Genomic DNA, 25,420 nt, shown 5'->3' on the forward strand with positions numbered 1-25,420 from the left:
TAATTTTCAGTTGTAAATTGTTAATTTAATAACTTTAAAAATAGATATTCATTTGAATAATTGATAATTTATGTTGAATAAAAAAAGAGCACTTGAAACAAATGAATTAATAGGAGGAAATCTAGGTTTGGTGGTTTTTGCATTTAAAAAGGAAAATCAGGGTTTGTATGACGGTTTTGCAGAAGAGGTTTTAGAGTCTGTTGTTAATCAGATAAATACGATGAATGATCCAGTTGAAGTAAGTTCAGAGTTGGTAGAGTTGGGCTTAGCGCTTACTGTTCTTTTAAATGATACAGCAATAGATTCTGAAGATTTTATTTTAATAGATAATTTTCTTTTTTTTCAAGCATACAGGTGTTGTAATACAATTTGTGATAGATTATTTTTTAAAAAATTAATTTATCTCATAGTGAAAGTGGCAGGAGAAAATATAGACGCTACCCTTCTTTCTTTTTTTCATATTCTTAGTGTCCATTTAAATGACGTCATTATTGAATTAGAGCAATTTACTTTTCCTAACGTTAAGAAGGTGTTTAGTGGTGAAGAAATCACCCGATATAAAAATTTGATTTATGGCAGTACTATTATTGTCCACATATTGACTAAGTATCATTTCTTAGACAGCATTTCAGGTAGAATAAATGAAATACTTGTCCAAATTAATAGTAATAAAAATCTGGAGATTTTAAGAAATGAGCTGAATCAAGTTTTATTGCAGGTAATGAATTCGTTAAGCTTAGATAGGATAAATAACCTGGATGATGAGAAAATGGGATGTTTTAATGAATACAAAGATGTAATTGGTATGGAGTGTCAAATTTTGGACAGCCTAATTTGCATGAAGATAGGGATGACCTAAGGATGAACCAATCCTTTATATTAAATGTTAATGCAAACTAATTCTGTAAACTAAATAAAAAATAAAAATATGGATGAGTATATATCTGTTTACTGTATTAATGAAAATAATTCGAACATAAAGTTTGATGAAAAAGCAGGTTACAAGATCGTTGCCAATGTGATGGGTGCTTTTGAATGGAAGACAATTAGATCGGTTGTAGAGCTTGCAAAAGAAAATAATGATGAAGTCGTAGTTATTTTAAAGGAGGCAGATAATATTGGTTTTCTTCCGGATTTTGATTGTTTGTATGAAAGCTTGGTTTTTGCCGTAGAAGAAGGTTTTCATTTTATTCAGTTGATTGGATCGCTCAACTTCCCATATGTAAGTCTCAATCAATCGATAGCTTATGTAACTGACATCAAGGAATGTAGTGGTTTTTTAATTACCAGTGCTCTTTTTGACCTGTTTTTAGAAATTGATACAAAAGAGATAATTAATGTTAAACTGGAGGTCATACTTAACCACATCATTTTCAAAAAATCAGCCATAATGCAAAGATGCGCTATGGAAGTGAAAGAAAGGTGTATTCATGTGATTGTACCTTTTAGAAATATTGAAAGATACCTCCATGAATGTTGTCAATCGATATTGACACAGAATTATAGAAACTTCAGGGTGTATTTTGTGGATGATTGTTCTACAGATGGTAGTTTAGGGCAAATACCAGAGGATGAGCGATTTGTAGTCATTAAAAATTCGGAAAGGAAATACGCTCTGGAAAATATTTTAAATGTTTTAGAGCAACAAAATATAGATGATTCAGACGTTGTAGTTATTTTGGATGGTGATGATAAATTAACCCATAACTACGTATTTCAGCTAATTAATGAAATTTATTCAGATAAAGGCATAAAGCTGACCTATGGAAGTTTAAGATTTATGAACACCATGGATAAGTTTGGATATTGTTATACAGAGGAGGAATTTAAGAATCTAAGAACTGCAGGCTGGAAAGCTTCACATTTAAAAACCTTTAAATATGAAATTTATAAAGCATATAAGAGCTATGATCCATATTTAACACATATGAAAGATAAAGATGGAAATGTGTTCATGATGCCTTATGATATTGCGTTGATGTTTCCACTTCTTGAGGTAAGTAGATTTGAGGGTACGTTCTTTGTAAAGGACCCTATTTATATGTATCGGATACATGACGATAATGATCAGTTTTCTAATCGGGAATTACAACAAAGGGGAGAATTGGAAATTAGAGCCAAGAGAAGTTTGTTAGAAGTATAATCGTCTGCAATTTTGACTCTTTCTGGTTGTTATGTTACAAAAAAAATGGCGTGTTTTATCTGAAAGCACGCCATTTTTTTTAGGTGGAGGATAGGTGAATTTCTTTATGTTTTATTCTGTACGAAACGAAAATTAAAACGCCCAGAATAATAATAGTAGTAAGTTTTTTTTTGTCGACAATATTTAACTTCTGCGCCTAAAGATTTAAGAATATTAATGTAATCAAATACTGTTCGTTTCGATATGTTTAATTTTTTTGCTAGATAGTCCGGTGCTCCTGTCGATTTACAGTAAATTAATCTATCAAGATATTCTAATTTGTCGAAGTAGTGTTTGGGCATAATAAAATTGGTTAGCGTTAATGTTTATTTGAATAAATATAACGATATGTGTGGTTATTATTAATAATTAGTGCATTTTTATTTATTTATAAATAATAAAAGATGTGTATTTAGGTCCTGAATTTTTATTCATTATTTCATTTGACCATCATAAGTCGTCAATGCGCTATATTTTTAACGATTTTGTCAAATTTGACCAGATTCTTTTAAAGATGGATTCATCTTCTGTTAGTATTTCTGCATCAGCCACTACTCCAGGTTTTAGCTTTATAATAGAATCAAGGTCTGATCTTATAAGTTTTACTTTTGAAAAAAGCACGCTATCATGGATCATGATATCACTTATATAATAAATTTTGCCACGTAAATAGCCGTACTCCTGATAAGGATAACTTCGGACTTTTATGATTACTTCCTGATTACGTTTTACTTTTGATGAATTACCTTGTGGAATAAACATTTCTCCATAGTACTCCTCATTATTTGGGTTAATATAGAATAGTTCCCTGCCTGCTTTAAGGAATTGGTTTTCTTGTAAAAAGCTACCATAGATCACCTTTCCCTTTGATGGGCTAGTAAGAACGTAAAGTTTTTTCCAGTTTTCCGATTCACTGATAAAGCTATTCAGTGACTGGATGAATTTCTTCTCTTCTTCTAGTCTTTGATAGTCAATTTCTGAGAGTTCCTTGTTTTTTGATAATAAGTTTCCCTGATTAATAATGATGTTGTTTTCCATTTGAGGAAGTGACTGTCTTTTGATGAGTAAGAATGCTTCTTTTTGCTGGAGTTCCATTGGACTAATTACCTTTTTTTCTGCAAGAAATTTATATTTTTCAAACTCAGCTTCCGCAAGCGCTAACTCTCTTCTTTGCAGTTCATAAGTGACTTGGATTCTTTTGCTCTGTTCCTTTACGTTTGAAACTTCAGTTAATATTGTTTCTCTTCTCTTTTGAAAGATTCCACCTTTGTTGACTGCTTTGTAATTTAAATAGGAGGAGTAAAAACTCTGATAGTTACTCTGAAGTTCCCCTAGGTTCAGTTCGTTTGGCGGGATAATGTTTTCCAGATCATAAGTACCCCGATCTTCATTTCGAATGGTTTTGAGTCGATTTAATAAGCTTAGTACCTGTTGGTGATTGGCTGTGCTTTCAAGATAGGCAAGATCGGTATTGGGTGTTACCCAGGTACCTTCTTCAACAAGAATTTTGGTGAGATTACCATCTGTCTTGTTGACAATAACTTTAGGTGCATCTGTTGTGTTAAACTTCAATGTGGTACGGACAACCTCAGGATATTTTATAAAAACAGAAAGCCCTAGTATTAATAAAATTGTAAGTAGAACAAACGAAATGCCTCTTTTTAATAACCAGGAGGGAGGGCTTGAAATAATTTCCTGTAAATCCTCTGAGTGAATATCTTCTTCCTCATTTATTATTTTTTTTGCCATAATTTATGCGACTAATTACCCAATTCCAGTTGGTTTTTGACCAATTCAAAATATTTCCCTCTTTTTTCTGTGAGTGCGATGTGCGTACCCTGCTCCATAATTTCTCCTTTTTCAATTACGATGATGTTGTCAGCATTCTTAACGGTGCTTAGGCGGTGAGCTACAACGATTACAGTTCTATTCTTAAAGAATTTATCTAGATTCTCAATAATTACCTTTTCGTTGTTTGCATCTAATGAGTTTGTAGCTTCATCCAAAAATATGAATTCCGGTATTTTATAAACGGCGCGAGCGATCATTAAGCGCTGTCTTTGACCCTGGCTAATGCCTTTTCCTCCCGTACCAATTTTTGTAGCTAAGCCAAAGGGTTGTTCAGAGATAAATTCTTCAAGATTGGCAATTAGAATTGCGTGATTTAGTTTTTCTTTATCCGGATATTCATCATTAATGGCAATATTCCTTTCAATAGTGTCCGCATAAACATAATTATCTTGTAGTACACTTCCACAGGATTCTCTCCATAGGGAAAAATCGATCTGATTTAGTTTTTTGCCACCAACAAATATATCCCCCTCTTCATAATCATAGAATCGAAGTAGTAATTTTAAAATTGTAGTTTTACCACTGCCACTGGTGCCCACTATAGCTGTTGTTTTTCCCTCTGGGAAAGTGAGATTTAATTTGCTGAAGACAGGGTCGTTGCCAGCTCCAAAATAACGAAAGGTAAGGTTTTTAATTTCTATGGTTTTGTTGTCTGGTAGCTGAGTTAGGTAATTCTCCTGAATATTTTCCTCTTCTTCTGTTTCATAGATTTCATTTAAACGTTCTAAACTTATCTTTGCATCCTGATAAGACTGCATAAACCCTAGTAAAGATCCTACTGGACTGCTAACCATGCCTACGATATACTGGATGGCCATCATTCCTCCCAGAGTTATTTCTCCATCAATAACTGCTTTTGCACTGATATAAGTAATTAGAATACTCTTGGCTTGATCGATTGCCATAGAACCAATTGCCTGGTACTGTGAAAGGGATAGGCTTTGTACTTTAAATTTGAAGAGTTTCCCCTGCAATGCCTCCCAGCCCCATCTTTTTTGTTTTTGAGCATTATTGAGCTTTATGTCTTTTACACTTTGAATCATTTCTATCATGTAGGTTTGATTCTCCGAAGCTATTTTAAAACGTTTATGGTCTAGTTCTCTTCGATATTTCATAAATACGAGTATCCATAAAGTATAAAGAACAGTAGAGACAAAGAAAACAAAGAAAATAGTTTTATTGTAAAAGGCAAGCAGGGTACCAAAAACCAACATGTTCAGTAACGAGAATGCAGTGTTCAAAGTGCTTCCGGTTAAGAAAGATTCAACACGGTTTTGATCATTCATCCGTTCCATTAAATCTCCATGGGTCTTAAGGTCAAAAAAACCCATAGGAAGTTTCATGATTTTGATCAGGAGGTCTGTTAATATGGAAATATTAATCCGAGTTGTGATGTGAAGCATAATCCAGGATCGGATAAAAGAAACTGAAGTGCTGCCAATAAACAACATCAATTGAGCGATCAAAATAATGTTTATGAAGCTGATGTTTTTGGTGTTGATACCAATGTCAACTACAGATTGTGTTAAGAAAGGAGTGATTAATTGAAGGACTGTACCTAAAACCAATCCCAAAATCAACTGTATAAACAGTTTTTTATATTTATAAAAGTAAGTGAAAATTTTACCCCATTTTAATGCCAGATCAGGTTCTTCATCATGCAGCTGGTAAAAGTTTGGACCTGGACTTAATAACAATGACAAGCCGGCGTGCAGTTGTTTTGTGGAATGCCAGTTTTTTGTAAACTCCTTTTCATCATAGGTAATTAACCCAGATGCAGGGTCTGAAACAAAGTATTTTCCCTTTTTTATTTTATATAAAACAACGAAGTGGTTTTGATTCCAATGAAGGATGCATGGTAGTTCAGCTTCATTCAGTTGGTCTAAAGTTAAACGTACGCCGTAAGTTCTAAAGCCAAGTTTTTCAGCAGCCTCACTAATTCCAAGCATGTTGACGCCATTTTTTGTTGTCTGGCATAACTTTCTGATTTTGTGTATATTGACTAGTTCGCCGTAATATTTAAATACAATACGTAGACAGGTTGCTCCACAATCCATCTGATCCAATTGCTTATAGTGTGGAAATTTTTTTAACATTAATAATTAGGGCTTTTTTAAATATTCATAGGAAAGTAGTAGTCGTTAATTTTGCCCCCATAAGGTTCGGTCAACAAGTTTTTATGCTAGGAATTCCGATCATTCGGAAATTCAGTCATAGGATAATTCAAAGGATTTAATATTGGTATAGAGAGTGAATAATAAGTGTTTTCCTTTTTCAGTTTTCCAATAATCATGGTAGTGATAGTAGCCTAGAGTTGGCTCAGGAAGTGAAGATATAGTTTTTTTCCAGATTGAGATTTCAACTGAAGATTGATGTTCCTGATAAATTGGTTCTATTAGTTTCGCATAGATTTCATTAACTTTTTCTACCCAATAAGGGTTCTCATATTGCTTTGCACACATAGAAAGTTTTAACAAATTAATGGTCAGTTCATCGGAAGCAGGGGCGGGCTCAAGTTCTTGAAAATAGTTTATGAGACGCTCAATTTGTTGATAGAATGGCACTTCTATAAGTGTTTCAGGAATACAGGTTTGGATTAAGTGGCTATACTTTAATAAGACCCTAATTTTCAAGTTTAAATTGTCATCAGTAATTGGCTCTCCAAGAATTGTATTTAGCTTTTCCAACAACAGTTTCATATTCTCATAATAGCTAAATCTTCGATAAAATCCTGCTTTGGATTTTATATCAAATAGTCTTTGATGGTAATACTCTATAAGTACTAAGATTTGATCAATTTCTGTTTGTTCATCTAAAATTGTTTTTAAGGTAAACTTATAAAGATTGTCGTCTACATCTTCTAGTATTTCATCTACATTACCTTCAATTTGTTGCTTTTCAATCAGAAAAGCAACAAGCCAGCCTAGACCAATGATTCCGTCGTTAAAAGTATACTGGTCTTTCTTTATGATCCCCTCAACCCAATTGTCAAATAGGTCATTTGATTGTTTTTTTTTGTTCTCAGGCAGAATAAGCTGGCTTAGAATTGAGTATAAATTTTGTTCCGAATTCATTTAATTAAATTTAAAGGCAAGATTAAAAGCTGGTAATCCAATGCTTAACTCTTGAATTTTCTGGGTTTTTCGATTGGGTTTTTTAGTTAGAAATTCAATAATAGATAGATGATCATCATTATGACTAATTTTGTCTGAATCAATTAGAATTACGAATTTATCCGGATTTGGATGTTCAATGTTAAATTTCCCCAAGTTCTGATGAAACAGATCTTCATCTAGTGTTTTAGAAAATGCTTCAAGGAATAAGCTGTCAACTTTATAGGTTTGCTGGAAATTAATTCTGTGAATGTGTGAATGGTGTGGTTGTTGAGATCGAAGTAATTCAGTGAGGCTATTTACATCTACCAAATGGTGGAGTGGTAACCATAGCATTTTTCCTCCGGCTTGCTGGCTTAACATCTGTGCAAGCATTTGTTTTGTTAGGATATCATCACGTTGGTGATCCTTAAAGTCCGCCCATGTAAAAAGAAAGATTTCAATATTTAATGTTTTTGTGATGTATAATTTTATAATGTCATATATCTCCAATGTCCGGGCGCATGCATTTTCAGCCTCTATTACAATAACACTCTCTTTGAAATTTAGTCGCTCATTGTCCATTTCTTTCTTCCTTTTTTTTATTAATCGAACGATTTCATAGCTACAATTTGTAGGGGGAATATTACTTAAAGCGGGATCATACCAGGGAGCATAATTTGTATATTCACTCTTTCTAAAAAACATGTTTTTGTCTTTAATTGCGCCTGAATAATGTTGAATGGCTTTTTCTTCCCAATGTTCAATAGGACTATAAGGCCAGGAGAAGTCCAGTTCAGTATGGATCTCTACTTTTTTGTCGAAATACCATAAGTTCCAAAGCATTGCCCACATGTCGGCGCACCATGCTTGAATTCCATTGCTTTTGCTGCGCAATTCTTTTTTTACAGGGTATTCTTCTTCCCAACGTCGGGTATTGTATTCTGTCATTAAGATAAATAATGCTTCAGAATCTGCTTCGATTTTTTTCCAGAAATCGGCTGTTATCCCTTTTAAAATATATTGAGCTCCGCCTGTATTAGGGTCTTCTTTTATTAAAACTTCTTTTGATATTCCTACTATTTTTAGCATTTCGTGGAGTAGGGACTCTGATGCGCTTTTGGTGATGTAATTTAAATCGAGGTAGTTGCGTGTGTCGGATACATAGCAGATCTCATTTTCTTCGACGTTAGGGATTTGAGGTAGTCGCGAAAAAAGGATATCAGAGTCATGATAAAATAAGGTTTCCTTTTCCAGTTCGGGATACAATTCAAAATGTTGTTTCAATATATTAGGGCGGAGAGAGGATACATATTTTACATCTTCACGAAGATCTGGATAGCAATGGAAACTTGCTAGTGTTTTATTTTGCTCAATAAATTTTTTGAATTCCTTTCTTAAGCCTAAGTCTTTATGATATGAAACCAGGACATGGATATTTTTATTACTTAAATTTAAAGAATTTAGGTTCCTTAATTGTATCTCTAGCTGCCATATGAAGTAAATTGTATCAGGCTGGGCGGATATGTAAATCATTAGTTTATAGTTTTATTTTAAGAGCAGTCCTGTTATTCATAATGTCTGTGAAGACTATAAGAGATTATTCAGTTTCTGTAAAAGTTCTTTGCCACTCAGTTTTCTTGCAATAATGACTCCATTTGGATCTAATAGAAAATTATCTGGAACTGCATGTATAAAAAGACTTTTAGCCACTTCATTATCAAACCCCTTTAGGTCGGAAACGTGTATCCAGGGTAGTTGATCCTGATGGATAGCCTTCATCCAATTTTTTTTATATTGATCAACTGAAACCCCCAGAATTTCAAATCCTTTTGATGAATATTTCTTATATGCTTCTACCAAATAGGGGTTTTCTTTTCTGCAAGGTGCACACCAGCTCGCCCAAAAATCTACCAATACGTATTTACCCCTCAAGCTGGATAATTTTACAGGTTTTGAAAGTGTGTCTCTCTGTTTAAAATCAGGCAATATCATTCCTGGTGTGGTTGTCCTGTGAATTCTAATCCGATCCTCTGTTTCTCGGCCTAAATAAGTGTTTTTTACTTTCTTTGAAAGCTTATTTAATAATAGTTCAGCAGCGAGATAATTGGGGTTGTTTTGTTTTAGATCGTTGTTTATCAGGTATAATGAGTAGTAGTTTTTGGGGTGTTTATTGATAAAGTCTACCTTGATGCTATCTGAGATCTGTGTCCATTGGTTAGGATTGATTGACTTTTTTGTGTTTCTATTCCATTTATTGAATATTTCTTTGTAGGTTTTATTATAATTATTCTCTATGGTCTCAATACTGGAGTTTGTAAGTTGGAATTTTTTTGGATTGGCTGCCAATCCGTACAATCCTTTAGTAAGCCATCCTGTCTTTCCGGTAAATATTATGATTTTTTCTGGTTCAATCCAAAAACTGTAAACATAGGTGTTACCTGTGGTTCGGGAATTAATGGTGTTTTTAATGGTTAGGTGAAGGATTGTAGGCTCTGTGATTTTTCCAGTATATTCAAATTCACTCGAAGCATTCAAGGTGATGGAGTCTTCTTTTTTTAGACCCTTGCTGCTATAATAAATAAAATAGGAGGCATGTGGAATAGTATCTATCACTCCTTTGATAGTAAATCTCCGCTCTGACTGTGCCATGGTCTGTGTTTTCGAAAATAGAAAAAAGACTGCGACCATTAATAGTAGGAATATTCTTTTTTTTATCATAGTTGAATAAACTAAAATTCTTTTTTGTGAAATTTAATGATAGAGAATTATCCAGAGACCATTATTAAATTATATAATGATCTCTGGAGTTTAGTGATTAATCTGTTGTTCCGGCAGTACCATCCCATCCACAAATTCCACCAGAATAGGTGCCAGCAGTACATGTTGCGGTCATACACCCTTGTGGTTTTTCTTTATTCTCTGCACAATCAGATTTCGAGTTGCAATTGCAGGCTGGAGAAGTTGTTCCGCCTTGTGTAGGACCAGTTGTTGTTGAGCCGGTCCAACCTCCAAGCACATCTTTTAATTGCTCGCGAGATAATTGTTCTACTTCTTTCAGGTTTAGGTTTTTTAAACTAATCTTTTTCATAATATTGGGTTTGGTTATTTTTTGATGTTCATTTCACCTGAACATCATAGGTGAGCTCCTTACAGAGAGCTTGCTGTTTTGCGCGGATAGGCTTGCAATCCATCCGGGCTAACTACGTAGTTTTTTAGAAGAAATTTTTTAGTTCCTTAATTTGGTAATCATTTGGGTATTCATACCCATTAATAAAAAGAGTCGGAGTAGCGCGGATTTTAAACTCAGCGCACCATTCATTCATCAAAGTAGTGTGATGTTTTTGTTTGGCTACTTCTCCATTCATTGGATACTTACTTGAAAATAAGTCGTAATCTTTTTCGTCATTTAAATACCAGTCGTCCAGTGCCCTGTGAACAACTTCGGCGCCGTGTTGCTCCTGGATTGCCAAGAAATGTTGCGCTGGAATTACTGTTTTGTCATCCTCAGAGGCATACCCCTTAAAAATTATACGAATTTTAATATCTGAGTTATTCTTGATAAGGTCCTCTAGAATTGGATGTGCATTCGAACAGGGGCGACAATATGGATTACAGACCTTTATGATTTCATGTTTTGCATTTGGATTTCCTATTATGACACCTAGACTTGGAATGGAAGTTAATTTTTTACCCTTTCTGAGAACAGTCTGGAAGACATCGGGGTGAAATCGTAATTTCTTCCAACGTTTTTCATATTGCTGGCTGTTTCTAGCTTGCTTGATGATTGGAATGATATAATAAGCGAGTAATAAAAAGAAGAGACCTAATACAGATGTGTTGAAAATGGGATACCAATTAAGTTGTAATGTAAATGAAGTTGAATACAAGAGAACGAGGGAGTTCGTTGCATTTAGTAATAGGATACATTGAATGGCCAAACATAAGGGACACCATCGCTTTACTATTTTCCATTGGTAATAAATAGAATAAATAATGTATGGCGTTGCTAATAAGGAAAGGCTTGTCCATACGCTGTTGTAGGCTGGTATATTGGTAAATAAAATCTGTCCAAGGAAAAAAGTAGAAAAATAACTAAATCCCCAAATAGACCAATTGATGCCCATAAAGGTTGCGCCTGCGGAATCTAAAACTGCCTCACAGTTTGTGCTTTTGCCGACACCCCCACAAACTTGTTTTATAAAAGGATTATGTGAATCGATGTCATGTAGTAAAAGAAGTAAGGATATACCAAATCCAATAAAACTTGTAGATAAGAAAACTAGGTTTGTCCAGGTGTAATTCTCCGAACTAGTATATAGTTGAAATCCAGTAAGTAGAAAAGAAAACAGGATAAAGTAGAAAGGAATTTGTTTGATGAAATCTTTAATGGATTCTTTTTTCTTATTTTCATTATAGGAGGGTTCATCCTTCTTTTGATCACCATCCAATAAAAGCATAATTTCCTTATCTAAGTTTTCGAATTCATGAGTCGGAATAGTAGTAACACTATTGGTTAAGGGATCTAAATATTGTATTTCTTCATTATTAGCTTCAATAACCACTGTAAAGCTAGCCTGGCCCCAGTCTTCTTGTTGTATGGCACAAACAAAAGGAGTGTCGAAATCAGCATATGAATAGTTTCCTTTTTTGATTGCAGCGCTCTCTATGCCGAATTCCAATAAAGTATCTTTAATTGTTAAAAGCGAAGGGTAATCAATGTGATGTTCAATATGGCTCAATAAAGACGTTTTTGTTGTTTTGATCTGAAAATGGTCGGTAATAAATTTCGCAGTGGAAACTAGATTGTCAGTTTGGTTCTTTTTTATAATGGAGAGGAAGGCATTAAGTAAAATGGATTTTTGATTACTTGATTTCATGAGGGAATAGGGCTGTTTTATTCTGTTAATTAATAATCGATTCAGGTAAATATATCAGACTTCAATGCTGAAATAATGCACTATTAGTTTAATCATGTATTATTTATGTTACTCTATTGTTCGGTTTTATACTGAATTAATTAGAAGATACTTTTTTAATTAATAAGATTATTTAGTGTTAGTTGTGCCTAATTGACAAGTGAATAAAATAGATGCTATATTTTTTTAATAGAAAATATTATGTATTTGGTATTGCTGGGAGAGTTTTATATGGTTTTGCATAGTATTATAGTAGTTTAAATTTAATATTGCTTTTTTTGTTCTAGTTTAGGGAAATTAAATAAGCCGATACCTAAGGTGTTAGAATAAAATGATCAGAGACCGCTTAAAAATAAAGCGGCCTCATTTTTAGGTTGTATGGCCAAATTAATAAACCTCACATCGGCCACCCCCCTGAGAGCCCTGGCATGGTTGGACTATGCAAAGCATATTGCTTGGACAGTCATCGTGACTTAAACAATTGCAATATTCAGCAGTTGTACCACTTTGTGTTGGGCCGGTTGTTGTTGAGCCTGTCCATCCTCCAAGAACATCTTTTAATTGCTCACGGGATAACTGTTCTACCTCTTTCAGGTTTAAGTTTTTCAAACTGATCTTTTTCATAATATTGGGTTTAGTTAATTATTGATGTCAATTTCACCATGACATTATAGGTTAGCTCTTAAAGATTTGCATGTATTTTGCACGGAGTGACTTATAATCTATCCATACTAAAACGCAATTTTTGTCTTAAATAAAGTATTTGAAGTCAATTATATTGAACTTTGGAAAATATGGTGTTTGATAATAAAAGTTATTTTATTGTGTTAATATTCTGTTTTAGTAAAAATATATTTCTTCGATGCTAAAAAAATGCATCTATCAACTCCCTTGGTATCATTGATGTTACTTTGACTTTATTGTGTATTTGTTTGAATTATAATTATTTAGGAGCTGAGCTCTTAAGCAGAAAGAAGTAGGGAGTATATTTTGTTAATACTTTTAAGTAATATTAGCTATGGTTCATTTTTTTATGTAAATTATTTATTGTTTAATTAAGTAATTTAATTACATTGTATGCTTGACTTTTTATAAATACTATGATAGTAATTCAACATGTAGGAGGGCTTGGAAACCAGATGTTTCAATATGCTTTCGGACGTTATTTATCTATAAAATATAAAATCCCGCTTTTTCTGGACATACATCATTATACATATGGTCATTCAAACCGAAATTTTGATTTAGAAATGTTCAAGCTTCGAGAAGTGGTAATTGGAGAGGGAAGAGTTTTGATAAAAGATCATGTTCAACATAGTTTTCGATTAAAAGAGCGTCAGTTTCATTTTGATAAACAGGCATTTAATATTCTTGATGGCTTTAATGAAGTAACAAAAAATCAGGATTATTTATTTTTGCTCAGGGGATACTGGCAATCCTACAAATACTTTGATACGATCAAAGATGTAATTAAGAAAGACTTTGAATTTAAACGGAAATTAAGCGGTAAATGGCTTGAGCTCAGTAAGGAGATTGCAAAATCTAATGCCGTAATGATTAACGTTAGGAGAGGAGATTATTTGCAAAATTTAGATTATCATGGAGTAGTAGACGAAAAATATTTGTTTAAAGCGATGAAGGTTCTTGAAAAAAGAGTGGAAAATCCTGTGTTCTACGTTTTTTCAGACGATATTTCGTGGTGTAGAAGTCATTTAATTGGTTATTCAAACTTGCATTTTGTTGATGAGAGGTATTATGACGAAAAATTTGAGTTTTATTTACAATTAATGACCTGTTGCAAACATTTTATAATATCTAACAGTACCTTTTCTTGGTGGGGGGCGTGGTTGTCTAAATACCAAAATAAAATTGTTATTGCGCCAAAAAAGTGGTTTGTTGCGGATGGATTGAATGCAAAAGATTTAATCCCAAAAGATTGGATGAAGATTTAAAAATTTGGTGTAAAAAGAAATGAACTGAATACCTGGCTCAGAAAAACCATTGCGGAACAATCCAGGGTTACACATCCTCATTCCCAATTATTTCGTTAGTAATTATCTGCTGTATTCCAGATAGACAGCAATAAGGTGGATTTATTAATGTGAATCTTCTCAGTTTTACAGATAATTAATTATACTTGTCTTAAATAACCAAATCTTTGTCGACCAATATCTATCTCAAAAATTAATGAATCAAAAACCATCAAGTGCATTTATAGGAGCGTCTTGGGTAGCTTTAATGGCAGGTTTTGCTGCCTATAACATCGGTCTTTTCAATACAACAATGCAATTGAACGAAAAGGGATATTATTTTACCATCCTTATTTTCGGAGTGTTTGCTGCAATTTCGGTACAAAAATGTGTTCGTGACCGCTTAGAAGGAATTCCAGTGACCAATATTTATTATGGAATTGCCTGGTTCTGTACGATTCTTTCGATTGCTTTGTTGGCTATAGGGCTATGGAATGCTACGCTCTCTTTAAGTGAAAAAGGGTTTTATGCGATGGCCTTCCTATTGACAACGTTTGCCTCTATTGCTGTCCAGAAGAATACCAGAGACAGTATTGCAGCTGAACCTGGTGCAACAAAAGAATCTAGTAATTTCTAATAAAAACCAGAGTTACGGTTCTTCTGGAGCAACGGGATTATATTTAACTCTCCTTGCGATAAGTAGAACGATAGGAGTTGGATAAGCCTCAGATTATTTGGTGGCTTATCCAATTTTTAACAATAGGGTATCCTGATTAAAAGTATCAAATGCGCAATCATAATAAACAACCTGGTCGGCTAAAGAGTCCTTTAGAAGCTGTCGGGAACAGTAAGCTTAAAAAACGAAAATATACCATATCTGCTATCTTGACTTTTTTGTTTTTTTTAGGAGGTTTTCTGACTGTTTTGGAGATTAATATTTATCGGAATACCTTCATAGTATGGTCGATACCAACAGCAATCTGGATTTCTACTGGTTTTTTATTTACGCCGTTGACATTAACTCTTTTAAGAGAAAATTTCGATTCCGCAGGTATATTCCCGAAGGTGGTATATAATATTGTGACTTTTGGAGGGATCATATGTTATATTTTTATGGCTTTGAATTATCATTTCCCCATTGGAAGCGAAAAAGTATACCAGGTTGAAATTATGAAAACAGGAACGCTGGCCAAGGGCAAGAGGAAATCCAGTTGTGCAAGTCCGTATGCTTTGGTAAGGTTTAAGGGTAAAGAAAAAGAGCTCATATTTCCTTGTGGCTTTGAATTGGGGAATTACAAATCTGTGAGGTTGACAGTTGTGACCGGCCTATTAGGATTCGATATCATAAGAGAAAAAACTGCTATAGTTTTTTGAAAGTGATGTTTCTCACCTTTGCCGATGTAAACTTTAACAACTTTATCTTATACCTTTTATCTTGTTCAAATACAAGCCTAATCGAAGAATTTTCAATATCAAAACCGTCGTTATAAGTAGCATTTAAGGTGAACCTGGTATTGTTATTTCGATGAATAGTGAGTTTATCATTGTCTATAGAAATTGACAACTTCGCTTCAACTTCATCAGAATAATATTCGCCAACATAGTCTTTCAAAATAGATGGCCTATTATCTGCAGCTGCCACATGCTCATAAATTACCCCATTTTCGTCTTCTATATAAATTGCACTCTTCTGGTCTGTTTTAAATTTTATTCGGGACGACCTCAGCATAAATTGATTTATTGCGATAGGTGTTAATATTTTTCCATTGGTAATCAGTAGCTTATCGTTTACTGCTATAATGCCGATTCCGGTTTTTGTTAATGGATCCTTGTACCAACCGGCATACCTCTTCAATATTTTGGCTGCAACATGGATGGTGTCAATTTTTACATCTTCATTTACAGGAGGTTGATCTCTCAGCAAAAGAATGCGTAACTCCATCAGTCCCTCTTTTCCTCCATCAAATTCGGAGGTGTTGGATAGCCAGGCAATTGATAATTTTAAGTCCGGATAATATTCCAGTGTAGAACGATAAGCGGCAGTGTTATTCCAACGCAATAGATCCTCAGCTGTGGTTAGTAATCCTCCATTACCATATACAATTTCGAAGGGCATATCAGTAAAATAAGTACCATTACTTTTCCCATATGCAATGGCACGATCAGGCACTATCCTTTTCAAGTCCGATCGCCATTGAGTGTGCTTCATGCCTGCAGGTTCAAAAATAGTGGAACGCGTAAACCCTTCCAGATTTTTACCAGTAATGCGCTCTACAATGATCGAAAGAAGAACGTAATTAGAATTGCTATACAAATATTCATCTCCCGGTTTATTGTTCAGGTTTTGTTGACGGACGAGGATGTTTAGAACATCATGGTTACTGTATATCTTAGTTCCTCTGGGCCAATCCGAAAATGCCATAATACTTCCCCAGTCCTTGATGCCGCTGGTGTGATGCATGAGGTGCTGAAGTGTAATCACCGTTCCATAGTCTGGGAGTTCTGGAATGTATTTCCGAACATCATCATTTAAGGAGAGGCGATCTGCCTGTTGCAATAATAGAATAGCAGCAGTAAATTGTTTGGAGACAGAACCAGCTTCAATAATTGAAGCTGTCGTTAAAGGCACTTTATGCTCTAAATCGGCAATGCCCCTGGCTCTGGAAAAGACAATCTGATGATTCCGGCTAATAGCAAGTTGACAACCCGGACTATTTATCATGTAGCGTTCAAATATTTTTTCAATCATAGCTACAATGTCCAGTTGTATCTGGGTAACTGACGTCTGATAAATAAAAACAACAAAAAAAGTAATAATTTTTTCATACCATTATCCTCAGATTAAGCGACTTGCAACCTGTTCAATTTTTTTTATACCCACCTTTATTTACTTAGATTGTAATTTAAAAAATAGTTACATAAGCTGTAACTGATTGGATGATAGTGTTGAAGTTTTAGTTTTTTTGTCTTAAAAACCTATTGCTTATCTTTATTGGTGATGTTAAATGTCCGGAAATGATAAAATCTGCTAGAAATCTGCTGTCTTTAATTACTGTTGTCGCATTCCTCTGTAGTTCCTGTTCATTAGGTAAAAAAGTGCAAATAAGCGAGTACGCAGGCTTGATCAGTTGTCACCAGCAAAGGGCATTTAATGCCAGGTCAGTTAAGCCTCGTCCTATTAATGAGTTGAATATTGATACCGCACTTATCAATCATTTTGGTTTTGCAAGTTTGAATATTGCCAATGCTTTTGGTTTTTTGGATCTATTACAACGGAATGTAAAGGCTAAGGAAGATTTTAAACGATCACCGACTATAGAAAACCGGTTGAGAAAAATCGAAACCACTATAAAACTCTCAGAAAAGATTAATCTTGCTTCATTGGAAATTTCTTCCTTTGCTGCTGAGCTCGATTGCGAGGAGGAACGAATTACGCAGGTGGCAGATTTTGTAAAGGGGAAGGAAAAGCAAAGGGAAACCCGTCTGACTGTAGCTGCTATTGGAATCGGGGCTATCGGTGGTGTAGCCTCTGGGCTTTTGTCATCGAATGATAACACCGGCCATGCCGGAGATTATGTTGGTATAGCTACCGGTATTACTGAAGCGATTTTGGGGGTGCTTATTTTAAAGAATAGTAAGGTAACGGAACTGCAACATCCGCGTAATGTTCTAAAAGATATCTGGTATGGGGAAGACTCTGCTATCTTTCCACCTTCAGTATGGTATTTCATTACCTATAAGAATCCAGCTCAACCAAATGAACTTTCATTAAGAGAGAAAATTATAGAAAGCTGGAAGGGTTTTAATCAAGTGGCGGTTGGCCAAAAAGAAGAGATGAATCAGTTTACATCACAGTACTTTCAGGATAAGGGTATCTATGGTACTGATGATCTCTATAATCGTGCTAAAATGTATGATCAGATTGAGTCTTATGTTAAAATGATAAAACAGGATCTAACCGCCTTATCTCTAGAGTTGGAAGCTCAGGACGACCTCTAATTCGAATTGTTGGCATTTAAAAGCAGTTCTCAGCGCATTTTAAACAGAGAAGCCTCACATTTCTGAGAGGCTTCTGTGATCCCGCTGCGGGGAGAGTCCAGGTCTTAAATCAATGTTTAAAAACCATCCATCTATTTAATTATGTTTCTTGAAAAATGTTGTTAATGACGCATATAATTCTTCTGGTGCTTCAGCTGGTACGTTATGAGAGGCATTTTTAATATAAACCAGATCTTTATCTTTTTTTGGAACATTTTTCAATGCTTTATAAATCATTTTGCCAGATTCCAAACCAATTGCATAGTCGAATTCTCCCTGAATAACTAAGATTGGAGTTTTAATGACCGCAATTTCATTTAAGATATTAAGGTTATTGTAGGCTTCCTGACCATGAAATGTTTCATTGACATACTCAAATTTTGCCATCGATTTCTCCCAAAGCTCTGGCGTATACTTATTTCTGGTATAGAATTCCGGGTCATTAAATAGCGAATCAACTCTTGCTTTCTTTTTAGGTTGAGCCCAATAAACATTAAATCCTAATTCTTTTGGAAATATATACCTGATCGAATTCATATCAGCAAAGAAAGTTTCTTTAAATCCACTATTTTCTATAGTGTCTAACTTTTTTAGAATTTGAATGTATCTGGCTGTTTTGGTGGAGTCAGTGGTTTTTTTGAGGAGCTCATTTGCCAATTGTTTTTCGTGTTTGATTAAAGCAAGTGTATTATGCTGGATATTTGCAGTACCCGAATTGCTGATAAAAGAATTGATTTTTTCCTGATGTTTGATCAAATACAAGAAACCGTACATGCCACCCCATGAAGAACCTATAAGGTTTATTTTTTTGTTTGGATATTTATTTTTGATATAATCTACTACATGGTCCAAATCTCTTACAAATTGTGCTGTTGTCAGCATAGTTTTATCTTTCCATTCATCAGATTTGCCACAGCCTCTTTGATCAAAATAGACCATCAGATAATCTTTTTCAAAAACACTTCTAAAAAATTCGTGGTCTACATTAAAAGCACCTGGTCCACCGTGCAATGTGATAATAATAGGTTTATCAGGATTACCAACAACTCTGGTATAGAGATTTGATTTTTCAATAGGTATAAAGAACTCGGTGTCTATCTGCCCATTTTTAGTTTGATCTTCTGCTTTACAAAAAATTGAAAATACAAAAGAGAGTAATAGGGAAAGTAAAAGGTTTTTTTTCATTTTAATTTGCTGTAGTTTAGGTTTTATGGTTTTTATTAGGAAATAGTTGATTTATTTATGGTAAGATTTTAACCAATTGACAAGCGCATCAATGCTTACCAGGTTATTTTCAGCAAGTAATTCTGTTGCGATTTGGAGTTGTCCATTTTGTAAATGAATAAGTATGTTTTCATGTTGATTGCTGGATTTCTCCACCATTTTGACCATAGACATATAAGCATACTCATAACGTTGCGATTGGCGATGTAAAGTTTTTATAGCTTTTAGTAACCTCTGATTTGGACAATTAGAGATTAACAGAACATGCCAACGCTCATCTAATTCAACCAGGTCTTTGGGTGATTTTGACTTGAGAATTTTTAAATTAATTTTATGGAGTTCATCCAAAACTCTTTTATCTGGAATGCCCGATAACTCCAGGGCAAAAGATTCTAATTTTGCTCTCAATGGATAAATTTCAAGAATATCATCTTCTGAAAATTGTGCCAATCGATATCCTTTCCTAGGTTCAGATACGACAATTCCTTCCCATTCTAATTGCTGAAGTGCCTCTCTAAGTGGTGTGCGACTAATATTCAGCAATTCTGTCAATTGTATTTCACGCAAAGGTTCATTTGGTATGATTTTGCCTTCAATTATCAATTGCCACAGTGCCTTTATGATTTGACTTTTTAGTGATTCTTGCGATATCATTTCTGAATATTGTATACAATATGCAAACGTAATCATTTTAAATGATATGTTCGTCTCCGTTGTTGTTTTAATTCGCTACAGTTATCGATAAATCATATACTGGCTATAAATTGCCTAATGGACAGAATAAGACGAACTTCAGAAAACATTATTTTATTATTTTTCACACGATGAAGCGTCATTTGAATTTTCAGGAGCACCATTTTTTCTATCTAAAGATTAAGACTTTCAAAGAATAAGGCTTATAAAATTCCACTCCAGAATTGCTGAAAGTTTTCCTGCCGTGTAAAAGAAATAGCCATCTAATTCCCTAATAAAAACATTCGAATAAATGACATTTGAATCCTATTAAGCTAACATTTCATGCAAAAGCCAGATGTTAATTTGATTTACTAAAATGCTGATTTCTGTAGCAGATGAAACGTTATTTTTAACACATTAAGAATTTTTTAGATGAATAAACTGATAGTAGCTATTCTCTTCTTTGCACATGTATTTACCAATAACACTTTTGCTATTCCGCTAAGTTCAAATACCACTATTGATTATGGCATTAAGAATATGCACATTGCTCAAATCAACACCAGTCAGATTGTGTTGGTTACTGGAACCACCTATCGCTTTACGGTAGATACGCCAGAAGATAAAGGTTTGGTTGATACACGGGCAACAGTTCCTGAACTGATCGGTGAAATTAAATCGGCGGATGGTTCAAGGCAGCATTATCAGGTTTTATCTAAGGATGGATCGGTTAAAAGTGCTGGTCTTGTGCAAGAAGGAGATGTATTACTGGTTAGGGCACAAGATGGAATCACCACAAAAAAGTATACCATTTTACTAAGAGCAGGGGCTCTGGCTGGAAAGTTGAGCTTAACGCAATCTCATATTACTCAACAGACCACCAATACCATCACCATTACCTACACAGCGGGATTGAGAAGTCCGGACGCAACTGTTCAATTGTATTTTCCGAAAGGAATTGAGCCTGCATTAGAAAACACAAGTATTAACGTGATCGGCAGAGGTTTTGTAAAGCTAAGCGAATTGTCAAGTCAGTCAATTGGTAGGGTAGGCTCAGGTTATCCATATACAAAGGTTGGAGAGGTAGTTCTATCTAAATCTTCAGCTGGCACAGCGCTGATCACTCTTAAACATTTAGATTTTAGACCTGCAAACGGAGCCGACTTAATCATCAAAATACATGGAGTGAGGCTGAAAAATACTGGGAACCTTACTTTTAAAGCTATATATACAACCGCTCAGCCAGGTGTTTTAAGTAGCGCTGGAACAGGAAATGAAACAGCGGTTTTAAAAGTAACTAAAACCATTGCAGGTTTTGAACGCGTGCTTAATCGTAGCTTAGCCTATCAGGAATCTCCACAAACATATACTTCAACAAGCTTTAAATGGCCCTTAATCAGAGATACTAAAAACATACAATTACAATCATCTATAAATGAAGGCCAAACCTGGTCTACTATTGCTGCAGTAATAGATGCTAAAAAGGGAAGGGCAAAAGTGGTTAACCTAAAACCTAATCTACTCTATAGTTTTAGGTTATTGGTAAAAGATGGCGAGCACAAAGGATTTTCCAATCAGGCTCAATTTTATACCGGAAAATTAGCTGTTAAAAAGTTTGGTGTCAATGCCGATGATCAGTTAGATGATACTCAGAAAATTAATGAGGCAATTGCATATGTGAATAGGATTGGGGGAGGCACGTTGTGGTTTAGTAAAGGAACATATTTAGTTAAAACGGTTCATTTGTTAAGCAATGTTTACTTGTTTATAGATAAGGAAGCTACCATAAAAGCTATAAAAGGGGCTGATGCACCTGAAACTACCTGGTTTAGTGATAAAAAATATCGCTCAGGCTTATCACCAACTGACATTGGTCCTTATGCCGATCCAGAAAATTACCTGACTAAACAAGATGTAGGCCACCATTTTTTTAGAAACACTATGTTCTTTGGCGAACGTCTGGATAATATTAAAATTATTGGAAATGGTAGAATTACAGGTGATGGCAATTTAGTAAATGGCGACAAGGTAATGAACAATCCGGCCGATAATAGAGCCGATAAAATGTTTACATTAAAACTTTGCACCAATATAGAAATAGGAGGTCTGGCTAAAGCTAAGGACCTATGGTACGATCCAATTAAAGATGAACCTTGTTATATCGCTAAGGATGGTACAAAGGATTTTAACGTAGAGAACATGCTGAATATTGATCGGGCAGGGCATTTTGTCTTGTTGGCAACTGGTTCTGATTCAATAAATGTTCACAATACCTATTTTGGAAAAAATAGCAGTTCCAATGTTCGTGATATTTACGATTTTATGGCCTGCAATGAAGTTACTGTTACCAATATTTATTGTAAGGTCAGTTCTGATGATATTGTTAAACCAGGTTCAGATTGTTCATTGGGTTTTACAAGACCTGCACATAATTATAAAGTGCGCAATATAATAGGCGATACCAATTGTAATCTATTTCAGATTGGGTCAGAAACTGCCGATGATATCATGGATATCTGTGTCGACAATATTTATGTTCTGGGCGCAAATAAAGCAGGTTTCTCTATCTCGACCAATGATGGCGCACACATTAAAAATATCCATCTAAATTGTGGACACACCGGATCTCTACATTCCAGGTCTAAAATGTTTCGTGCTACAACACCATTTTTTATCTCTATCTCTAACCGAGGACGGATTTTAGGTGCCGAAGTAGGTAAATATGCCTTTACTGATCATGGCGTAAAACATGATGAACTGCTGGTTAAGAATGTGAACATTGGCCTGGTAGAAAATATTATAATTAACGGAGTTGATATCGCAGAGGTTTATGGTGGAAGTTCTTATGGCGATGCAAATATCCGTTGGAAGCCTTATGATGGTAAACAACGTAAAGCTAGCCCGATCATAGCGGGTTATAAGCTGCCTGATAGTTCAGAAGTTGTAGGCGGACTAGATTTTAAACTCCCTAATGGAAAACACACGGGTTATGTCAGAAATGTATCCTTTACAGATGTAAACATTTTGGTAAAAGGTGGAAATGTTATTGCTGATACGTTACAAATATCTCCAGAATTGGGTGTCGGGCAGTACAATGTTTCTAATTTAAAAGTGCAGCCTTCTTATGGTTTATGGGCCAGGCATGTAATGGGCTTAACAGTTAAAAAGAGCTCATTTAATTACGAAAAAAGGGACAATCGATATGTGATGTTTTTAGATGATGTAATTGGTGCAGCGCTTTCGGAATTGAAAATGGTAAAACCGATGGATAACCCCAGGGTGATTGGTTTAAAAAATGCATCTCAAGTTAAAATAGATAAAATATTTTACGATGATGATGTGCAGGGTAAAAACCCTAAAGCATTGTTAAAACTCAATTAATTGTATGAAAAAATTAAGTGTATTACTATTTTTCCTATTCATCCTGAGCCATGCAAAGGCATTAGATTTTGACATCACTAAATATGGGGCAATTGGTGATGGGATTACGCTAAATTCGCAAGCTATCCAAAAAGCTATAGACGCTTGTCATAAAAATGGAGGTGGTAGGGTAATCATCCCTGCGGGTAAATTTTTATCAGGTACCATAGCCATGAAAGATAACGTTATCCTCCATTTACAGAAAGATGCAGTCTTATTGGGTAGTACAGATTTAAAAGATTATCAAAATTTTGATCCATTTACTGAAGGTTTAGGGATAGATGTGGGCTGGGCCTTACTGGTTGCTGTTGATGCAAAAAATATAGGTATTGACGGTGAGGGGACCATAGACGGACAAGGTTCTGCAATAAAAGCAAAACACATATTGACAGATACTCGCCCGGAAGGTCAAAGATGGGGATTAAGACCATTTTTAGTAAGAATTGTTAGGTGTACAGGTGTCACTGTAAAAGGAGTGACCTTAAAATATGCAGGTGCCTGGACCTCACATTATTTTCAAAGTAAACAGATTGTAATTGAAAATGTAAAAATTCAAAGCATAGGCGTTGCCCATAATGATGGGATAGGAATTGACGGATGTCAACAAGTACGCATTAAAGATTGTGATGTGGTAAGTGGAGATGATGCATTGGTATTTAAAACTACCTCAAGTAAAATGGCTTGTAAAGATATTGAAGTGTCTGGTTTAAGGTTAAAAAGTAATCAGGCCGGTATAAAAATGGGTACAGAATCTATGGCAGCCTTTGAAAACATTAAGATTAGCAATTGCCATATTTATGATACCAAAAACGGAGGTATTAAATTGTTAACCGTTGATGGTGCTTACCTCAGAAATATACTGATTTCAGATATAACAATGGATGAAGTACGTACGCCTATGTTGTTTAGGTTAGGTTCAAGACTAAGTGTTTTTCGTAAGGATACCGAAACCAAACAAGCCACAGGAAAGTTTGAAAATGTAGTGATTAGAAATGTGAAAGCTAAAGCCGCTGATACCGCACAATTAACCCCTGCATCTGGGGTGCTAATTACAGGTGTTCCCGGCCATGATATTGCCAATTTAACCTTAGAAAATATAGAAATTATCCTTGCTGGCGGAGGTAAGGTAGCAGACGCAGCTGCGGTAGTTCCTGAAGCAATCGATCAATATCCAGAAATTAAAACCTTTGGTCCAAAAATACCCGCTTATGGAGTTTGGGCTCGTCATGTTAAAGGCCTTAAATTGATGAATGTGAAATTTAACCTAGGCAGTAATGATGTACGCCCTGCTTTAGTTTGTGAAGATGCTAAAGATATTACCATTAGCAATTGGAATTTGCCAGAAACAAAAGGCACTGAGGCCATTATCCGCCTGGAAAATGTAATTGGAGCTCATGTTAATGCTATCGCTGTAAAGGGAGAGGCAAAAGCTTTAGTAAGTGTTGAAGGTATCAATAGTAAAGGTATTAATGTTGACAAGAATAATGCTCCTTCAATTAAAAAGCAATTAGTGTTTGTATCATCCCAGATGCGTGGTTCTAAGACACTTTAAGATAAAAAAAAGGGTAGAAAATTTAACGTTTTCTACCCTTTTTAGTGATTTCCGAAATTTATTTTGTCTTCGTAGCCCTAATCACTTTAACTTCAGCAGGACTAATTAAACTGGCTTTATTCCCGAAATTGTTACGGATATAACTTAACACATCTGCTACTTCCTGATCGCTTAGGTGACTTAGTCCAGGCATAGGATTTGCGTAAGTTTCGCCATCTATTTCAATTTCTTGATCCAGACCTTTCAATATGATATTGATCAATCTTTTTTTGTCGCCTAAAACATAATCGGTTTTAATCAATGGTGGGTTTAAACCCATTACACCGCCACCATCAGCCTGATGACAGGCTACACAATGTTTGGCATACAATATCTTTCCTGTTGCCAATTGGTTGGTAGAGGTTTTAGCTACTAGCGTCTTTTTTTTGATTTGTGCATTTGAATTTGATAAAAATCCAATTATTAAAATGGTTGCACCTATTATTTTCTTCATTTAA

General features: G+C 34.8%; 21 protein-coding genes. 8 read left to right on the plus strand and 13 right to left on the minus strand.

Features of this window, described 5'->3' with window-relative positions:
• The first annotated feature begins 70 nt into the window (after positions 1-70).
• Together R2Q94_RS05565 and R2Q94_RS05570 are read left to right on the plus strand one after the other, a co-directional pair.
• Complete coding sequence (locus R2Q94_RS05565) at positions 71-859, plus strand: hypothetical protein (protein WP_316820454.1); 789 nt, start codon at positions 71-73, stop codon at positions 857-859.
• 69 nt (positions 860-928) lie between these two features.
• Positions 929-2,143: a glycosyltransferase family A protein gene (locus R2Q94_RS05570; protein ID WP_316820455.1), complete on the plus strand. Its 1,215-nt coding sequence runs from the start codon at positions 929-931 to the stop codon at positions 2,141-2,143.
• A gap of 104 nt (positions 2,144-2,247) precedes the next feature.
• Here the strand turns inward: R2Q94_RS05570 and R2Q94_RS22155 are convergent, their stop codons facing one another.
• From R2Q94_RS22155 to R2Q94_RS05610, 9 genes are all read right to left on the minus strand, one after another.
• Positions 2,248-2,484 (minus strand): HTH domain-containing protein, encoded by a 237-nt coding sequence (locus R2Q94_RS22155; RefSeq protein ID WP_410478519.1) that lies wholly within the window; start codon positions 2,482-2,484, stop codon positions 2,248-2,250.
• 166 nt (positions 2,485-2,650) lie between these two features.
• Positions 2,651-3,931, minus strand: a complete 1,281-nt coding sequence (locus tag R2Q94_RS05575; RefSeq protein ID WP_316820456.1) for an HlyD family secretion protein — start codon at positions 3,929-3,931, stop codon at positions 2,651-2,653.
• An 11-nt stretch (positions 3,932-3,942) separates the two neighbouring features.
• Positions 3,943-6,129: a peptidase domain-containing ABC transporter gene (locus R2Q94_RS05580; protein ID WP_316820457.1), complete on the minus strand. Its 2,187-nt coding sequence runs from the start codon at positions 6,127-6,129 to the stop codon at positions 3,943-3,945.
• Between the two features lie 111 nt (positions 6,130-6,240).
• Positions 6,241-7,107 (minus strand): hypothetical protein, encoded by an 867-nt coding sequence (locus R2Q94_RS05585; RefSeq protein WP_316820458.1) that lies wholly within the window; start codon positions 7,105-7,107, stop codon positions 6,241-6,243.
• Complete coding sequence (locus R2Q94_RS05590) at positions 7,108-8,661, minus strand: hypothetical protein (RefSeq protein ID WP_316820459.1); 1,554 nt, start codon at positions 8,659-8,661, stop codon at positions 7,108-7,110.
• 54 nt (positions 8,662-8,715) lie between these two features.
• On the minus strand, positions 8,716-9,777 hold the full coding sequence (locus R2Q94_RS05595) for a TlpA disulfide reductase family protein (RefSeq protein WP_316820460.1): 1,062 nt from the start codon (positions 9,775-9,777) through the stop codon (positions 8,716-8,718).
• Between the two features lie 166 nt (positions 9,778-9,943).
• Positions 9,944-10,216: a hypothetical protein gene (locus tag R2Q94_RS05600; protein ID WP_316820461.1), complete on the minus strand. Its 273-nt coding sequence runs from the start codon at positions 10,214-10,216 to the stop codon at positions 9,944-9,946.
• Between the two features lie 124 nt (positions 10,217-10,340).
• Positions 10,341-12,005 carry a vitamin K epoxide reductase family protein gene (locus tag R2Q94_RS05605; RefSeq protein WP_316820462.1) on the minus strand — a complete coding sequence of 555 codons (1,665 nt, stop codon included), beginning with the start codon at positions 12,003-12,005 and terminating at the stop codon, positions 10,341-10,343.
• Between the two features lie 426 nt (positions 12,006-12,431).
• Positions 12,432-12,668, minus strand: a complete 237-nt coding sequence (locus R2Q94_RS05610; RefSeq protein ID WP_316820463.1) for a hypothetical protein — start codon at positions 12,666-12,668, stop codon at positions 12,432-12,434.
• Positions 12,669-13,144: 476 nt separating this feature from the next.
• Here R2Q94_RS05610 and R2Q94_RS05615 point away from each other — a divergent pair, with 476 nt between their 5' ends.
• The 3 genes from R2Q94_RS05615 (at position 13,145) to R2Q94_RS05625 (ending at position 15,388) form a co-directional block, all read left to right on the plus strand.
• Positions 13,145-13,996, plus strand: coding sequence for an alpha-1,2-fucosyltransferase (locus tag R2Q94_RS05615; RefSeq protein ID WP_316820464.1), 852 nt, complete (start codon positions 13,145-13,147; stop codon positions 13,994-13,996).
• Positions 13,997-14,231: 235 nt separating this feature from the next.
• Positions 14,232-14,651, plus strand: coding sequence for an inner membrane protein YiaA (gene yiaA, locus R2Q94_RS05620; RefSeq protein WP_316820465.1), 420 nt, complete (start codon positions 14,232-14,234; stop codon positions 14,649-14,651).
• A 149-nt stretch (positions 14,652-14,800) separates the two neighbouring features.
• The gene (locus R2Q94_RS05625; RefSeq protein ID WP_316820466.1) at positions 14,801-15,388 is read left to right on the plus strand and encodes a hypothetical protein; all 588 of its coding nucleotides are present in this window, start codon (positions 14,801-14,803) and stop codon (positions 15,386-15,388) included.
• Here the strand turns inward: R2Q94_RS05625 and R2Q94_RS05630 are convergent.
• On the minus strand, positions 15,375-16,763 hold the full coding sequence (locus R2Q94_RS05630; RefSeq protein ID WP_316820467.1) for a serine hydrolase domain-containing protein: 1,389 nt from the start codon (positions 16,761-16,763) through the stop codon (positions 15,375-15,377). The two genes, R2Q94_RS05625 and R2Q94_RS05630, sit on opposite strands and share 14 nt — an antisense overlap.
• 266 nt (positions 16,764-17,029) lie before the next feature.
• Between R2Q94_RS05630 and R2Q94_RS05635 the strand changes: the two genes are divergently transcribed.
• A complete protein-coding gene (locus R2Q94_RS05635; protein WP_316820468.1) occupies positions 17,030-18,013 on the plus strand; it encodes a hypothetical protein in 984 nt (327 codons plus the stop codon).
• A 135-nt stretch (positions 18,014-18,148) separates the two neighbouring features.
• Here the strand turns inward: R2Q94_RS05635 and R2Q94_RS05640 are convergent, their stop codons facing one another.
• Complete coding sequence (locus R2Q94_RS05640) at positions 18,149-19,237, minus strand: alpha/beta fold hydrolase (RefSeq protein ID WP_316820469.1); 1,089 nt, start codon at positions 19,235-19,237, stop codon at positions 18,149-18,151.
• 51 nt (positions 19,238-19,288) lie between these two features.
• Entirely contained in the window at positions 19,289-19,930 is a 642-nt protein-coding gene (locus R2Q94_RS05645; RefSeq protein ID WP_316820470.1) for a GntR family transcriptional regulator, read from the minus strand.
• A 453-nt stretch (positions 19,931-20,383) separates the two neighbouring features.
• Here R2Q94_RS05645 and R2Q94_RS05650 point away from each other — a divergent pair, with 453 nt between their 5' ends.
• Together R2Q94_RS05650 and R2Q94_RS05655 are read left to right on the plus strand one after the other, a co-directional pair.
• Positions 20,384-23,332, plus strand: a complete 2,949-nt coding sequence (locus R2Q94_RS05650; RefSeq protein ID WP_316820471.1) for a glycosyl hydrolase family 28-related protein — start codon at positions 20,384-20,386, stop codon at positions 23,330-23,332.
• A gap of 4 nt (positions 23,333-23,336) precedes the next feature.
• Positions 23,337-24,923: a glycoside hydrolase family 28 protein gene (locus R2Q94_RS05655; protein WP_316820472.1), complete on the plus strand. Its 1,587-nt coding sequence runs from the start codon at positions 23,337-23,339 to the stop codon at positions 24,921-24,923.
• 58 nt (positions 24,924-24,981) lie between these two features.
• Here R2Q94_RS05655 and R2Q94_RS05660 read toward each other — a convergent pair whose 3' ends face one another.
• Positions 24,982-25,416 carry a cytochrome c gene (locus R2Q94_RS05660; protein WP_316820473.1) on the minus strand — a complete coding sequence of 145 codons (435 nt, stop codon included), beginning with the start codon at positions 25,414-25,416 and terminating at the stop codon, positions 24,982-24,984.
• Positions 25,417-25,420: the final 4 nt, after the last annotated feature.

It is taken from the genome of Pedobacter gandavensis, from assembly GCF_032678465.1.
Lineage (GTDB): Bacteria > Bacteroidota > Bacteroidia > Sphingobacteriales > Sphingobacteriaceae > Pedobacter > Pedobacter gandavensis_B.